The organism is Flavobacterium sp. N502536, assembly GCF_025947345.1.
Taxonomy (GTDB): Bacteria; Bacteroidota; Bacteroidia; order Flavobacteriales; family Flavobacteriaceae; genus Flavobacterium.
In genome coordinates, this window is record NZ_CP110011.1 from 4,773,398 (window position 1) to 4,789,345 (window position 15,948).

The window sequence follows — 15,948 nt, forward strand, 5'->3', positions numbered from 1 at the left end:
ATTGCACAAAATTAGATTTTTATCCTTAAAAACCATAATTGAAACTATAAATTTATTTTATTTTTTATTAAAACTTCTCTTTTCTATCCTGATAATGACCACAGTTTACCGGACTTCCGAAAATCTTAAAGATTGGTTATCGGGCTGTATTTTGGTACTAACGTTTTCATTACAGACCAGCCTGTTAAGTAACAAACGGCACAAATGGAGAAAATGATAAAGTAGCCGGCCTCAATACCCTGAAAGCCCATAAACGACATATTATTTTCTTTGGCATAGTCAAACAGCATTCCCGATCCCTTGTTGATAAAAGTTGAACCAACACCTCCTGCTAAACCACCAATTCCGGTAATCGTTGCAATGGCTTTTTTAGGAAACATATCTCCTACAGTGGTAAAAATATTAGCCGACCATGATTGGTGAGCCGCTCCTGCAATACCAATAATAACTACAGGAATCCAATAACTTATGTACCCTAAAGGCTGTGCAATTAAAGCCAGTAACGGAAAAAATGCGAAAATCAGCATGGCTCTCATTCTGCCTTCGTACGGGTTCATTCCTTTTTTCTCCACAAAATAGGTTGGCAGCCATCCCCCAATAATAGACAGCAGGGTGATCATATACAAAACAAATAACGGCAAAGCAGCCTGTGTAGAATCCATTCCGTAAACAGAGCTCAAGTAAGCCGGCGTCCAGAATAAGAAAAACCACCATACACCATCGGTCATGAATTTTCCAAAAGCGAATGCCCAGGTTTGTTTGTATTTAAAGCAATCTACAAAAGATACTTTGTCTTTGGTTTCCGGAACATATCCTTCTAACTTACTGTCGGCCACATCATCCTGCTGGATATATTCTAACTCTGCAGCACTTACTTTTGGGTGTTTTTCGGGTTTATCATACATAAAAATCCAGAATCCCATCCAGATAAAGCCTAAAGCTCCAATAATGATAAACGCCATTTCCCATCCGAACGATTTTGCTATAAACGGAATGGATATTGGAGCTGCTAGTGCCCCAACAGTGGCACCTGCATTAAAAATACTGGTTGAAAATGCCCTGTCTTTTTTAGGAAAATATTCGGCTGTTGTTTTAATAGCTGCCGGAAAATTTCCTGCTTCTCCTACGGCCAGAACAAAACGGGCGAAGATGAACAAGGTTACACTTACATTGATTACCAATCCGGTATCTTTCACAAGATGAATCGCTTCCTTCGCTCCTTCAAAACCTACCAACCAGTTTCCTGTAATGATTCCGGCCGTGGCAATACCACAAAAGGCATGCAAACAAGCTCCAAAAGACCAGATTCCAATCGCCCAGAGAAATCCTTTTTTAGTATCCATCCAATCCACAAATCTTCCTGCAAACAGCAGCGAAACAGCATAAAATATAGAAAACAAGGCGGTTATATTTCCATAGTCATTATTCGTCCAATGAAACTCCGGCGCAATAAAATCGCTCCAGGTTAAGGAAAGTACCTGTCTGTCTAAGTAATTAATGGTTGTAGCAAAAAATAGCAACGCACATATACTCCAACGATAACTTCCTGTAATTTTTTTGGTTTGGCTCATAATAACTGCATCTGTTTGGTTCATGGTAATGGTTTATTATAAAATTGATATTTTTTCGGGTAGTTTAATCTGTAGTTAACACACGATACAAAAACAGCAGCACCTTTGAATTTAATCTAGCAAAATTAAACAAATGTAATCGATTGCACAAATATAGTTTTAAATCTTTATATTCCAAATAAATTATAGAAAAAATTAATTTAAACTCATAATTAAACATATCAATCAAAAAAAAGAACTCAAAATTACATATTAAACAATATATTTGTTAAAAGCTATTGTGTGAAATTTGTCCGTTTTATGTATCAAAATTGTCCAGAAAACTTTCACTTTTGATGAATCCCCAGTAATTCTGCAATCTACAAGGCAAAAGTCATTTGTTACATTTTTACCGGAACTAAAATCTGATCTAAAATTTTGCGATTAAAACACCCATTCCATTCACTTAAAAATTCAAATAATTCATGAAAAAATTGCCTTTTTTTAAATACTATACCATCAAAGAAGTACTTCTAACGCTATTTTTACTCACCATAATGCAGTCTAAATTACACGCACAAGATCAAATCATACCACTGTGGAATACGATTCCAGGAGCTATAAAAGCTTCTAATTATATAGAAAACGAATCTCTTAAAGACGGAAAAGTGCAAAGCACCAGTTTGGTCAGCATTCCAACTCTGAGTATTTTTTTACCGAAAAATCCTAAACCCAATCAGACTGCTGTTCTTATTTTCCCAGGCGGAGGATATCAGCATTTAGCAATAGACAAAGAAGGTACGAAAGTTGCCAACTGGCTGAATCGTTTAGGAATTGCCGCTTTTGTGGTCAAATACAGATTGCCCAGTGATCAGATCATGAAAAATAAGAATACCGGGCCATTACAGGATGCGCAGGAAGCTATGCGTTATGTGAGGCAAAATGCAGCCAAATACGGCATAGACAGCAACAAAATTGGTGTTATAGGCTTCTCAGCGGGAGGACATTTGGCCTCGACCTTAGCCACTCATTACGACGATGTGACCTATGAAACAAATTCTACAATAAGTGCCCGTCCGGATTTTACGCTATTGATCTATCCGGTAATTTCGATGCAAAATGATATTACGCACAAGGGCTCACAAACGAGTCTGCTCGGCAATCATCCTTCTCAGGAGTTACTGGATTTTTATTCAAACGAGAAGAAAGTTACTTCAAAGACTCCTGCAGCTTTTTTAATTCACGCTACCGATGATAAAGTGGTTTTAGCTGAGAATAGTATCAATTACTACCTTGCACTCAAAAAAAATGGCGTTCCGGCTGAGTTACATCTTTATGAAAAAGGTGGGCATGGTTTTGGTCTGGGAGTAAACGATACCAGTAAATTCTGGACCAAAGACTGTGAAGAATGGCTAAAAGTTAAGGGTTACGCCAAATTCTAACGAAAAATAAAAGCAAAAAAAAGGGTCTTTAGACTCGGTTAACCAACCAACCAAATCTAAAAACCCTATAAAAATAAGACTCTTTTGTACTCTTGCAAATTCATACAAAGCTTATACCCACGATCAAATGAATAAGTCAAATTTTCATTGTAATTAAAAAAATTGTTTCTCCAAAAACAGTTAATTATAGCAACCTACATGCCGCACAAAAGGTAAACACGACATAACCCACGGTTTCTACGGCGCAAAAGTACATGCAACTTTAGAGAAATCATTACGCCTTTCCACATTCCAAAAATCTTTTTCGCTCTACTACCGCTAAGTCACTGACTGTCTGAATCAGCAGGGGGTGAAAATCTTTTATTTTTTTTCTGAGGTGCTGAGGTGCTAAGGTTTTGAAAACTTTGTGGTTTTCTTATTCTAGATTAAGTTGAAACAAATTCTTTACTAGTAAATTTGTCAAACACATGTCTTTTTCTAAGGTACTAAGATTGTGGAATCTAAAACCTTAGAACCTTAGTACCTCAAAAAAACTCTACTAGCTATGAAAACATACGAATTTATAATACTTGGAAAAAACCAGGCGATACTGGAAATTTTGCTGCGACTGGTCAATGCTTATGAAAACTGGAATGCAGTTGGTTTCAGTGACGAAAAATCAGCACAGGAGTATTTTCTGAACCACAAAATAGATATTGTTCTTTTGAGTTCGGGAATTGAAGATCATATCGAGAAGGAATTTACCTCTTTCTGCCTGAAAGAGCAGCCAAATGTCGAAGTTATTGAACATTTTGGAGGGGGAAGCGGATTGTTAAAATCAGAAATAGAGCATCGACTACATCTTAAAGGAAATTTATAGACCGCAGCATTTCTTCGCGTGTGGCCTCGCGTTTTAAAGGGACTGATCTTAAACCGTCCGAATCCAAACGGTTTATTTAAATTTGCACCAAACCAAACGCCAAAAATGGAAAAGAAATATTCAGTTGTTATTCATCCGTCACAAGAAATAATTGAGGCTATCAAAGTAATGAAAGAACTTTTAGCTGCTGAAATTGGCTGGTACAATAGTAAGAATTCAATAGCGCATATTACGATTTGTGAATTTTCAATTGACGATTCTCAAATAGATAAATTCAAACAAAGGCTTTTAAAAGTTTGTGATAGCTTTACTCCTTTTCAGGTGCTTTTGGATCATTTTGGTTCGTATGAAAACGGTGCTTTTTTCATTGCTCCAAACGAAGAATCAAAGAAGGATTTAAAACCGATTATGAAAAAAACACAGGAGGCATTACTGCTTTCTAATCTTAAAAAAAGCAGCGATCCTCATATTTCTATTGGTAGAAAACTGACTCCTGAGCATCTTAAAACAGCATCACAGCTTTTTACCACAATTGCAATGGATTTTTTATGCGAAGCAATCATTTTACGCGAATTCGACCCTATAAAAAAACAGTTTTTTATGATTGATTCGATCCCTTTTGGCAGTAATCCTCAACCGGAATTAATTCAGGGAAGTTTGTTTTAAATGTGAAGTGTGAGATTTCCCGTTCCTCGAAATGACAAGATTGCGCAAACCTGAAACTTGAAACTTGAAACTTGGAATTTGGAATTTGGAATTTGATATTTAGAATTTCCGTATATTTGAATTTTACAATTCGCTACTATGAAATCACTAGATTCCTTTTACAAAGATATTACTGAAGGCTCATCGGTTGAACCGAGTTCTTTATTGCCTAATGACATTCAAAAAGAAATAGGTCATTTTAATGTGTTTGATATTAAGGAACTTCTGGAACGGCTTCAGGGAAAGGCGATCATGCCTTATGACCGACGTGCTTATTACAAAATCAGTTTGATTAAAGGCCGAAACCGTGCTGAATATGCTGATAAAATAATCGAAATCGAAAAACAAGGTTTTCTGTTTGCTACGCCAAAAATCCCATACAATTATTTGCCTCAGGACACTAATCAGTCGGGACAATTTTGTGTGTTTACCAGTGAGTTTTTATCAAAAACGAAAAGCGGAATTGATTTAGATGAACTTCCGATTTTTGCTTCTGACGGTTATCCTGTTTTTCAGCTAACGGACGAAGAAGTGATCGAAGTAGAATTGATTTTCAACAAAATACAAAAAGAAATCAACTCCGATTATATTTACAAATACGATCTGATTCGGAATTATGTTGCTGAGTTAATTCACTTCGGACAGAAATTACAGCCTATAACGGCCTTGTATTCGAAGCACAATTCGGCAGCCAGAGTTTCCTCTTTATTTGCTGAACTGTTAGAACGACAATTTCCGATAGAATCTCCAAATCAGCGATTACAGCTCAGAACCGCCAAAGATTTTGCAGAAAGATTATCGGTTCATGTGAATCATCTCAATAAGGTTCTAAAAGAAAATACCGGGAAAACTACGACCGAATTAATCAGCAGCCGTTTGACCAGTGAAGCCAAAATTCTTTTAAAACAAACAGACTGGAACATCTCCGAAATTGCTTTTTCTTTGGGTTTTGAAGAATTAGCTCATTTCTCTAATTTCTTTAAAAAACAAACCTCTTTTACACCTTTAGCCTTCCGTACTTAATTTCATGATTTGAATTTCGCAAACTTCGGTTTGATATTTACAACTCCCCACACCTGCTTCGCTCCTACCTTTGTATTATGAATTGAAAGAATGATTTCAACACAAACAATCATAATAAAAACAAATATAAAATGGCAGTAAACACAAAAATTGCTCTGGTTACCGGTGGTAGCAGAGGTTTAGGGAAAAATATGGCAATCGCAATTGCCAAAAAAGGAATCGACGTAATCATTACCTATAACAGTAAAAAAGACGAAGCCGATTCGGTTGTAAAAGAAATTGAGGGTTTAGGGCAAAAAGCAGCCGCTCTTCAATTAAATGTGGCCGATTCCGGTACATTTGATCCCTTTTTTAACTCTATTTCAGAAACTCTAAAAAATACTTTTAAAACGGATACGTTTGACTTTTTAGTAAACAATGCCGGAATTGGACTCCACAATTCATTTATAGGAACAACAGAAGCCGAATTCGACCAATTGACTAATATACAGTTTAAAGGGCCTTTTTTCTTAACACAAAAAGCGCTAAAGCTCATGAATGACGGTGGCGGAATTGTAAATATCTCAACCGGTCTGGCAAGATTTTCTTTTCCGGGTTATGCAGCCTATGCCTCTATGAAAGGTGCTATTGAAACGCTAACAAAATATCAGGCCAAAGAATTGGGCGAACGAAAAATCAGAGCTAATGTAGTTGCTCCGGGCGCTATCGAAACCGATTTTGGTGGCGGAGTGGTACGCGACAACGAACAGTTAAACAAAAACTTAGCTGCAGTTACCGCCCTTGGAAGAGTAGGTTTACCGGACGATATTGGCGGTGTAGTTGCCTTTTTATGTACCGAAGATGCACGCTGGGTAAACGCACAACGCATCGAAGTTTCAGGCGGAATGAATTTGTAATTTTTATTTTGCGAATCTATAATTAAACCCGACAGGTTTTTGAAACCTGTCGGGTTTGGTATGCGGAATTCAACTATTTCGTTTTAAACATTTTATAGCAGTACTAAAAAACTAAACCCGACAGATCTTTAAAATCAGTCGGGTTTGTCCTTTTTAATATATTGAGTTAGTAAGAATGCTTTTTAATCTTTTTCGATGATTACATCAAAACCTCCATTTTTATCAAACACCACATCGTAGAATTTAGAGTTTTTTTGTACTCCAACCTCGTAGGTGGTTTTATTTTTATCGTCAACTACAACCGCTAGTTCTTTGATAGCACTGGCAGGGTAATTTTTCTTCAGATAGGCTTGTGCTTTTAGTGGTAGCTGACTTAACGGAATTTGTAACTCCAAGGCTTTCAGAACTCCTAAATTATCATAAACCGCCAACGCATTAGTATTTATGTCCTTTTTGAATTTGGCCTCATATCGAATTTCGTCATCATCATCTCCAACGTATTTCAAAGTCCATACCGGAACTTTACCTGGATATTCTTTCTGAAAAGTAAACACTACTTTTTCGGGTGGAGTCACCACTTTGTTGGGATAAACTTCATTTTGCCCTATTAAAAAGCTGCTATACAAAAAGAGAATCATTATGAATAGGTTTTTCATGTGCCCCAATTTTAAATTAACAATCCTTTCAATCACGTATTAAAATTACTACTTTATTTTGAAGAAAAAATGATCTTATAAAAAAATGTTAAAATAAACGGTAACAATGTTCTTTCTCAGGCGTCTTACGAGAAACCAAAACCACAAAAATGAATGCTAACCTGAAAAATTTTGAAACCTCACCACAATTTTATGCCCGTATAGCAGGTGCCTTATATCTGGTGATTATTGTCATGGGATTCTTCGCCGAGACCTTTGTCAGAAACAAATTGTTTGTGCCCGGAGATGCTAACGCAACGGCCAATAACATTATACATTCGCAATTTTTATGGAAAATTGGCATTACGGCAGATCTCATCATGCAAATTTGCGATTTACCCGTAATGATTATTCTCTATTACCTGCTAAAACCCGTAAACCGGAAACTGGCTCTTTTAAATTTATCGTTTAATTTAATTCAGACTGCCGTTTTAGTAGCCAATAAACTCAATCTTCTCGCAGCTTTGTTCTTTTTGGGTGATGCTGCCTACTTAAAATCTTTCGATCCGGATCAATTGCACACCCTGTCGTATCTTTCGATCAAACTGCATGATTTTGGTTTCGGAATCGGATTGATCTTTTTTGGATTTGTATGTCTGCTGGAAGGCTATATGATCTTTAAATCGGGCTACTTTCCAAAAGCAATCGGGGTGTTAATGGCCATTGCCGGGATCTGTTATCTCACCAATAGTTTTGCCTTAATTCTGGCTCCGCAACTTTCGAGCATCCTTTTATTGATGCCTTGTTTAATTGCCGAATTGTCACTTAGTTTATGGCTTGTCTTTAAAGGCGTAAATCTTCCTGTCTGGAAAGAAAAAATACTATCCTGAACTTGTAACTAATACGAACACATCAAAAAAGCCTGCCGGAAATTACTCCTGAGCAGGCTTCTTCTTTGAAATAATTGAATTAGTAAGCTTCCTTATTTCCAGTTTTTTATGAACTTTATTATAGTTCAACCCAATATTACATGGATATTATTTTTTCAATCGATCCGACAATTCTCTCTTGTACGTAATACCAATTGGCAGTCTTTCATTTTTAATCACTACAAAATCTTTGTCCGTTGCTTCAATTTTATCCAGTGCTACGATATAGGATTTATGGATGCGCATGAAATTCTTCTCAGGCAGGCATTTCTCAAATTCACTGGTTGTGATAGAAGCCAGATACGTTCTTTTTATCGTATGCAGTTTCACATAATTGCCAAAACTCTGTGCAAACAAAAGCTGATCTAATTCGATATCAATAAAATAACCATCAACCTTAACAGTAACGGCACTCGCAACAGCTTCTTCGGTTTTCATTTTACCATTTTCCGTCGCAAAAAAACGATCGATCGCTTTCAGGAATCTCGGAAAATAAATGGGTTTGAGAAGATAATCTATAACACCGTAATCATAACTTTCAAGGGCATATTCCGAATAAGCCGTCGTCAAAATTGTACTGGGATGTGTTGGAATAATCTTCAGCAATTCCATCCCCGAAATCTCCGGCATATTGATATCCAAAAACATCAGATCAACAGGGTTTTCCCTCAAATAATCCATTGCCTCAATACCGTTATACCCCTGAAAAACCAATTCTAATTGTGGATTTTGTTTGATATAATTTGCCAGCACATAATGCGCTGCCGGTTCATCGTCGACAATTATACATTTTTTAGGCTCTCTCATTCGACAAACTTTTTCAATTGCACTTTCAAATCTACAATGTAAGTATTTTTATCGTCCTGAATGTCTAACTTATAGGCTTTACCATAAATCAGATTCAAACGCTCAATGGTATTTTTTAAACCAATCTTAGTCGAAACCACATCGGTTTTTTTCTTTGGAATGGAGTTCACCACATGCAAATGCAGCAAACCGTTCTCGACCGTAATAATGATTCTCACAAAACACTTCTCGATCGCACAAGTTCCGTGTTTGAACGCATTTTCGATGAATGCAATCAACAGCATAGGCGATACTTTATAGGCGTTTTCGTTGTCAATTTTACAATCATAAGTAATCTCACAGCGATAGCCTACCCTTTCTTTTTCCAGCTGCACATAACTGTTTATAAATTCCAGTTCGTCTTCCAAAGAAACACATTGTTTGTTATTGCTTTCAAGCTGATAACGCATCAGTTGTGATACTTTCATGATCAAATCCGGGGTCCGGTCCGGAAACTCCAGACTAATTCCGTACAGCGTATTAAAGGTATTGAATAAAAAGTGCGGATTCAATTGCCCCTTTAACGAATTCAATTGCATTTGATTGAACAAAAGCGTCTCATCCGTCTGTTTTCTATGGATTCGGTAAAATTTAAATACAATTATCGGACTTAATATACAAACCAAAGTCCCCAAAACACTGGCCAGCTGATACACATAACTGCGTTGATGAGAGTTTTGATACAAACGGCAGTTACTAAACATTTCCAGGCTGGTAATCTCATACAAAACAATCGAAAAGAGGAATACTCCTGCCAGTGTCAGAAAAATATAAGTTATAGGGCGCTGTTGTTTAAAAAGTATAGGAAGCAAAAAGAAACGGTTGAATTGGGCGTGCAGGTACAAAACCAAATAGAAAAAAATGCCCATTAATATGGATGTAAAAGAACTGAACAACATCCAGTCGTTTTTTAAAGTATAAATTGTAAATGAAAACGCAACCACGGCAATTTCCTGCCACCATTTGTGATCCAATATGTTTTCGAGTTGTCTCTTCATTCTTAAAACTTAAATAGTTTACAAATTAACCACATTTTTTTAGTTTTTATTTCCATTAAATGACAAATTGAATTGGTCATTTATAATCGTATTACATCATTTAAGAAGGCTTTTATCCGTGCAAGTAAAATAATTTTGAGAGATCAAATTCATACCCATTAACTTTATGTATTTCAAAAAAATTACTTTGTTAGTTTTCTTGATTTTTGCTTGTGGTAGTTATGCGCAAACCCTGTCTTTAAAAGAAGCCATAAAAACAGGTTTGGAAAACTACGGTTCCATCAAAGCAAAAAGCAATTACACCAATGCGTCACGCGAAAGCCTCAAACAGTCCAAACGTGATTACCTGCCTAATCTTAACCTATCGGCGCAACAGGATTACGGAACTGTAAACGGACAAAACGGACCTCTTTATGGCTTTGGAGGTTTAGGAGTTGCTTCGTCAGGATTGCCGTTACCACAACAAAACTGGAACTCCGCTTTTGGCGCTTTGTATCTGGTGAACATGAACTGGGATTTTTTCACTTTCGGAAAAACGCAGGAAAGGATCAATTTGGCTAAAATCGATGTTCAGGCCAAAGAAAAAGATCTAAAGCAAGAACAGTTTCAGCAGGAGATCAAGATTTCGGCAGCCTATCTGAACTTACTGGCAAGTCAAAGATTACTTATTTCACAGCAAAAGAACCTGAGCCGTGCCGAGATTTTTAAGAAAACAGCCGTTGCCCGTGTTAAAAACGGATTATTGGCTGGAGTTGACTCGACTTTGGCCACTGCCGAAGTTTCAAAAGCCAAAATCGCTTTGAATCTGGCTAAAAATTTCGTCAAAGAACAAAACAGCAAATTAGTCGATTTGATGGGGGTTGCTCCTCAGGATTTTATTACAGACACTTTATTTGTGAATCAAATTCCAAAACAACTATTAACCGGAGTCGCTTCAGATAGTTTGCATCCTTTATTGCAATTATACAAAACAAAAATCGATTACAGCAACCAGCAGGTTAACGTATACAAACGTTTTTACTACCCAACGATGACTGCATTTGGGGTACTGCAAACCAGAGCTTCAGGGTTTGATTCGGCTTATGCATCCGATCAGACAGCTTTTACCCGAAACTACTGGGACGGCGTAAACCCGGATCGTACCAATTATTTGGTTGGAATTGGAATCACCTGGAACCTGACCACTCCGTTCCGAATGAGCAGACAGGTAAGTGCCCAGAAATATGTTTCGCAAGGTTTACAGGAAGAATACAACCAGGCCGACAGGGAATTGAAATCGCAGCTGGCACTAGCCGATGATAAAATAAAAATTACGCTGGATAACTATGCCGAAGCACCAATTCAGGTCAATGCAGCACAGAAAGCCTATCTGCAAAAATCGACTTTGTACAAAAATGGGTTAACCGATTTAACCGATATTACCCAAACGCTCTACACCTTAAATCGTGCCGAAATTGACCGTGATATCGTCAACAACAATGTATGGCAGTCGTTTTTGCTGAAAGTAGCAGCTACTGGCAATTTTGACTTATTTATAAATGAATTTTAATTACAGATCCTAATGAATTTAATCCGTTTTGCACTCCGCAAACCCATCTCCATCTTAGTATTGGTTGCGGGTTTATTTTTCTTCGGAATTGGTGCCATCAAGGACATTAAGGTAGATATTCTGCCAAAAATGAACCTTCCGGTTATCTATATCGCCCATCCGTTTGGAGGTTATACACCTGACCAGATGGAGGCTTACTTTGCTAAAAACTATGTCAACATTTTACCCTTTGCCAATGGAGTAAAATCAGTTGAAACCAAGAATACACAAGGGTTAATGATCATGAAATTAACCTACTATGAGAACACCAATATGGCACAGGCAGCAGCCGAACTGAGTGCTTTATCCAATAGAATTCAGGCGGCCTTTCCTCCGGGAACGCAGCCTCCGTTTATCATTCGTTTTGATGCTTCTTCCCTGCCTATCGGACAATTGGTTTTAAGCAGTAAAATACGTTCTAATAACGAATTGCAGGATTTGGCCAACGTTTATGTGCGTGCCTCGTTTACCTCCATTCCCGGTTTATTATCTCCGGCACCATTTGGCGGAAGCCCAAGAACTGTAGAGGTAAATGTCGATCCCGATTTACTGCGTTCGCACAATATGACACCGGATCAGGTGGTTGAAGCCATTCGGGTAAACAATCAGACTGCACCTTCAGGAAATGTTAGAATTGGAGACAAAAACTATATTACGCCAACGAATAACACCATCAAAGAAATTAAGGATTTTGAAAAAATTCCATTATTCAAAGGTGGCGTACAAAACCTGACCTTAGGCGATGTGGCAACCGTAAAAGATGGTGCCGATATTACAAACGGTTACGCTTTAGTGAATGGTAAACGTTCCGTATACATCAGTATTGCGAAAGCGGGAGATGCTTCGACCTGGGATGTTGTTCAGAAACTGAAAGCCGAATTGCCAAAAATTCAGAGTACCTTACCTGAAGACGTAAAATTGTCTTATGAGTTTGACCAGTCTGTTTATGTAATCAACTCCGTTAAAAGTTTGATTACCGAAGGAATTATCGGAGCCGTTTTAACCGGTTTGATGGTTTTACTTTTCCTGGGAGACAAACGTGCTGCCTTAATTGTAATTCTAACCATTCCGATTTCGATTATTTCAGGAGTTTTATTTCTGAAACTCTTTGGACAAACCATCAACTTAATGTCTTTAAGCGGATTGGCTTTGGCAATTGGAATTTTAGTAGACGAAAGTACCGTAACGATCGAAAATATCCATCAGCATCTCGACATGGGCAAACCCAAGGCACTCGCTATCTGGGACGCTTGTCAGGAAATTGCATTGCCTAAGTTATTAATCCTGCTTTGTATACTCGCGGTTTTTGCACCGGCCTTTACAATGGTCGGAATTCCGGGAGCCCTGTTCCTTCCTTTAGCTTTAGCGATTGGATTCTCTATGGTAATTTCGTTTTTACTGTCTCAGACTTTTGTGCCTGTAATGGCCAACTGGCTGATGAAAGGACACGCCAAACACGAACATGGTCCTGAAATTACAGACGATGAAGCCGAATTTAATGATTGCGGTTTAACTCCCGAATCTGAAAAAGACCTCATCACACAGAAAAAAGCCTACGTTGAAAGAGAAGATACCGACAACAACGGGAAAATTAGCGCTTTCGAACGTTTTAGAATTCGTTTTATGCGAACGCTGGATCGTTTATTTCCTTATAAAAAAGCAACAAGTTTGATTTACCTGATTGCCATAAGCTGTCTTGCCGCCATAATGATCACTTTTATCGGAAAAGATGTTTTTCCGAAAGTAAATTCAAGTCAGTTTCAATTAAGAATGAGGGCTGCCGACGGAACCCGTATCGAGCGAACCGAGGAAAAATCAATATTGGTTTTAAAAGAAATTAATAAAATGGTTGGCAAAGAACATGTCGGAATTACCTCTGTATATGTAGGACAGCACCCTTCATTGTTCTCCATCAACCCTATTTATCTTTTTACAGCAGGACCGCATGAAGCTGTTTTTCAGGTGAGTTTAAAAGACTACCATGTTGACATGGATGAATTTAAAGACGATCTGAGAGCCCGTATCAAAAAAATCCTTCCGGATGTGAAGCTTTCTTTTGAACCTATCGAACTTACTGATAAAGTATTGAGTCAGGGATCACCTACTCCTATTGAAATCAGAATTGCCGGAAAAGACAAAAAACGAAACGAGCTGTATGCCAATCAGATTGTTGAAAAGCTTCAAAAAATACACTATTTCAGAGATGTTCAAATCGGACAGCCTATTCACTATCCGGCCTTAAATATAGACATCGACCGAACCCGTGCTGCCGAATTAGGTGTAGACATGAACGACATTTCGCGTTCGTTGATTGCTTCCACCTCATCGTCAAGATATACCGAAAAAAATACCTGGATTGATGAAAAAACTGGTTTATCGGTTGCTGTGCAGGTACAGGTACCGCTGAATCAGATGAAAAACAAAACCGATATCGGAGAAATTCCGGTACTAAAAAATTCGCTTCGTCCGGTATTAAGCGATGTTGCGAAAATTACACCTACCACAGTCAATGGTGAAAATGACAATTTAGGGGCTATGCCATACATTACCGTTACAGCAAACATCAACCAGACCGATTTGGGGACGGCTTCTAAAGATGTGGCTGCAACCATAAACGCATTGGGAGAACTACCGCGTGGTTTGTTCATCAATCCAATTGGTTTGAGTAAAGTATTGGAAGAAACATTAAGCAGTTTACAAGTAGGGTTATTGGTTGCCATTATTGTAATCTTCTTAATGTTAGCCGCTAATTTTCAGTCCTTCAAAGTTTCATTGGTCATTTTAACCACCGTTCCGGCAGTAGTTTTAGGTGCCTTATTGATGCTGACGATCACAGGTTCAACCTTAAACTTACAGTCCTACATGGGAATCATTATGTCCGTTGGAGTTTCGATTGCCAATGCCGTTTTATTGGTCACCAATGCCGAACAGCTGCGCAAGCGAAATGGCAATGCTTTAGAATCGGCTCGTGAAGCTGCGGCACTGCGTCTGCGTCCGATTATCATGACCTCTGTGGCGATGATCGCGGGAATGCTTCCAATGGCGATTGGTCATGGCGAAGGTGGCGATCAGGTTTCTCCATTAGGAAGAGCCGTGATTGGCGGATTGTTATTCTCGACCGTCACCGTTTTATTAATTTTGCCATTAATATTTGCCTGGGCACAGGAGCATACCACGACACAATCGGTTTCTTTAGATCCCGAAGACGAAGAAAGTATTCACTATATTTCATCATTAAATCCAAAAAGCGGAATCGCCAAAAAACACTAGTTAAAAGCGACAACCTAAATGACCCATAAAAAAATAAATTTCACCTTTTATGAAAAATAAATTCATACAATCGACCGCATTACTTTTTGTAGCCGTATTTCTTCTAACCGCCTGTAATTCGAAGAAAGAAGAAACCGTTGCAGCCGAAATTGAACCTAAAACAGAAACCTTTCTTTTACAAAAAGAAAAACTGACTACAGCCTTGCGCCTGCCAGCCGAGTTAACCGGTTTCCAGCAAGTAGACTTGTACGCCAAAGTAAGCAGTTTTGTAAAATTGCTGAAAGTAGACATTGGTTCGAAAGTAAAAAAAGGACAGCTTTTAATCATTCTCGAAGCTCCCGAGATCAGTTCTCAACTGGCGGCTGCCGAATCAAGATTAAAATCGATGGAAGCCATTTATGCGACCAGCAAAAGCACCTACAACCGCCTGTACGAAACCAGTAAAGTTGAAGGAACAATTTCTAAAAATGATCTAGAAATGGCCAACGGAAAGAAAAACTCCGACTACGCGCAATATCAGGCCGCAATTGCAGCCCACAAAGAAGTGTCGATCATGAGAGGCTACCTTGAAATCCGTGCTCCTTTTGACGGAGTTGTAGCCGCCAGAAATGTAAATTTAGGAACCTTTGTAGGTCCAGCAGGAAAAGGTTCTGACTTGCCTTTACTTACCATTCAGCAGCAGGACAAATTGCGTTTGGCCGTTTCTGTTCCTGAATTGTATACGGGATATCTACACAATGGCGACGAAATGAGTTTTAATGTAAAATCATTACCAGACACTTTTAAGGCGACTATTCAGAGAATGTCGGGAGCACTCGATTTAAAACTGCGTTCTGAACGTGTCGAAATGGACGTTCACAACACCAAAGCAAATTTATTACCCGGAATGGTAGCCGAAGTGTTATTACCGCTAAATGCGAAAGATAGCACCTTTGTCATTCCGAAATCAGCTTTGGTAAGTTCCGCTGAAGGTTTGTTTGTGATTAAAGTTGTCAACCACAAAGCCACCAGAGTCGACGTTAAAAAAGGAAGAGAAATCGATGATAAAATTGAAGTCTTTGGGGATCTAAACCTCCAGGACAAACTGGTAAAAATTGCCAGCGAAGAAACTAAAGAAGGTGATGTTATAAACGAATAACCTGCGTTTTACTTTCTATAGTAGTTTATTACAAACTGTACGCATTCTTTAGGAGTGTAAATTTAAAAA

13 protein-coding genes are annotated in these 15,948 nt (G+C 38.1%); 9 read left to right on the forward strand and 4 right to left on the reverse strand.

Translation table 11 applies throughout. From position 1 onward, the window contains the following. Positions 1-125 precede the first annotated feature (125 nt). Positions 126-1,595 (reverse strand): MFS transporter, encoded by a 1,470-nt coding sequence (locus OLM61_RS19930; RefSeq protein WP_264524338.1) that lies wholly within the window; start codon positions 1,593-1,595, stop codon positions 126-128. A gap of 440 nt (positions 1,596-2,035) precedes the next feature. Between OLM61_RS19930 and OLM61_RS19935 the strand changes: the two genes are divergently transcribed. From OLM61_RS19935 to OLM61_RS19955, 5 genes are all read left to right on the forward strand, one after another. Further along, the gene (locus tag OLM61_RS19935) at positions 2,036-2,992 is read left to right on the forward strand and encodes an alpha/beta hydrolase (protein WP_264524339.1); all 957 of its coding nucleotides are present in this window, start codon (positions 2,036-2,038) and stop codon (positions 2,990-2,992) included. 544 nt (positions 2,993-3,536) lie between these two features. Further along, positions 3,537-3,851, forward strand: coding sequence for a hypothetical protein (locus OLM61_RS19940; protein ID WP_264524340.1), 315 nt, complete (start codon positions 3,537-3,539; stop codon positions 3,849-3,851). Between the two features lie 105 nt (positions 3,852-3,956). Further along, positions 3,957-4,517: a 2'-5' RNA ligase family protein gene (locus OLM61_RS19945; protein WP_264524341.1), complete on the forward strand. Its 561-nt coding sequence runs from the start codon at positions 3,957-3,959 to the stop codon at positions 4,515-4,517. Between the two features lie 138 nt (positions 4,518-4,655). After that, the gene (locus OLM61_RS19950; protein WP_264524342.1) at positions 4,656-5,579 is read left to right on the forward strand and encodes a helix-turn-helix domain-containing protein; all 924 of its coding nucleotides are present in this window, start codon (positions 4,656-4,658) and stop codon (positions 5,577-5,579) included. A 131-nt stretch (positions 5,580-5,710) separates the two neighbouring features. After that, complete coding sequence (locus OLM61_RS19955) at positions 5,711-6,475, forward strand: SDR family NAD(P)-dependent oxidoreductase (RefSeq protein WP_264524343.1); 765 nt, start codon at positions 5,711-5,713, stop codon at positions 6,473-6,475. 182 nt (positions 6,476-6,657) lie between these two features. On the opposite strand, the gene OLM61_RS19960 is transcribed toward OLM61_RS19955, so the two are convergent. Further along, the gene (locus tag OLM61_RS19960; RefSeq protein ID WP_264524344.1) at positions 6,658-7,131 is read right to left on the reverse strand and encodes a hypothetical protein; all 474 of its coding nucleotides are present in this window, start codon (positions 7,129-7,131) and stop codon (positions 6,658-6,660) included. A 149-nt stretch (positions 7,132-7,280) separates the two neighbouring features. On the opposite strand from OLM61_RS19960, the gene OLM61_RS19965 reads away from it, so the two are divergent. Continuing rightward, positions 7,281-8,000, forward strand: a complete 720-nt coding sequence (locus tag OLM61_RS19965) for a DUF4386 domain-containing protein (protein ID WP_264524345.1) — start codon at positions 7,281-7,283, stop codon at positions 7,998-8,000. A 147-nt stretch (positions 8,001-8,147) separates the two neighbouring features. Here OLM61_RS19965 and OLM61_RS19970 read toward each other — a convergent pair whose 3' ends face one another. Beyond that, positions 8,148-8,846, reverse strand: a complete 699-nt coding sequence (locus tag OLM61_RS19970; protein ID WP_264524346.1) for a LytR/AlgR family response regulator transcription factor — start codon at positions 8,844-8,846, stop codon at positions 8,148-8,150. Then, the gene (locus OLM61_RS19975; protein ID WP_264524347.1) at positions 8,843-9,883 is read right to left on the reverse strand and encodes a sensor histidine kinase; all 1,041 of its coding nucleotides are present in this window, start codon (positions 9,881-9,883) and stop codon (positions 8,843-8,845) included. The genes OLM61_RS19970 and OLM61_RS19975 overlap by 4 nt, the downstream gene beginning before the upstream one ends. Positions 9,884-10,049: 166 nt before the next feature. On the opposite strand from OLM61_RS19975, the gene OLM61_RS19980 reads away from it, so the two are divergent. The 3 genes from OLM61_RS19980 to OLM61_RS19990 are packed head-to-tail and all read left to right on the forward strand — an operon-like array spanning position 10,050 to position 15,879. Continuing rightward, positions 10,050-11,432 (forward strand): TolC family protein, encoded by a 1,383-nt coding sequence (locus tag OLM61_RS19980; RefSeq protein WP_264524348.1) that lies wholly within the window; start codon positions 10,050-10,052, stop codon positions 11,430-11,432. Between the two features lie 12 nt (positions 11,433-11,444). After that, the gene (locus OLM61_RS19985) at positions 11,445-14,741 is read left to right on the forward strand and encodes an efflux RND transporter permease subunit (RefSeq protein ID WP_264524349.1); all 3,297 of its coding nucleotides are present in this window, start codon (positions 11,445-11,447) and stop codon (positions 14,739-14,741) included. 49 nt (positions 14,742-14,790) lie between these two features. Next, positions 14,791-15,879 (forward strand): efflux RND transporter periplasmic adaptor subunit, encoded by a 1,089-nt coding sequence (locus OLM61_RS19990; protein WP_264524350.1) that lies wholly within the window; start codon positions 14,791-14,793, stop codon positions 15,877-15,879. Positions 15,880-15,948 lie beyond the last annotated feature (69 nt).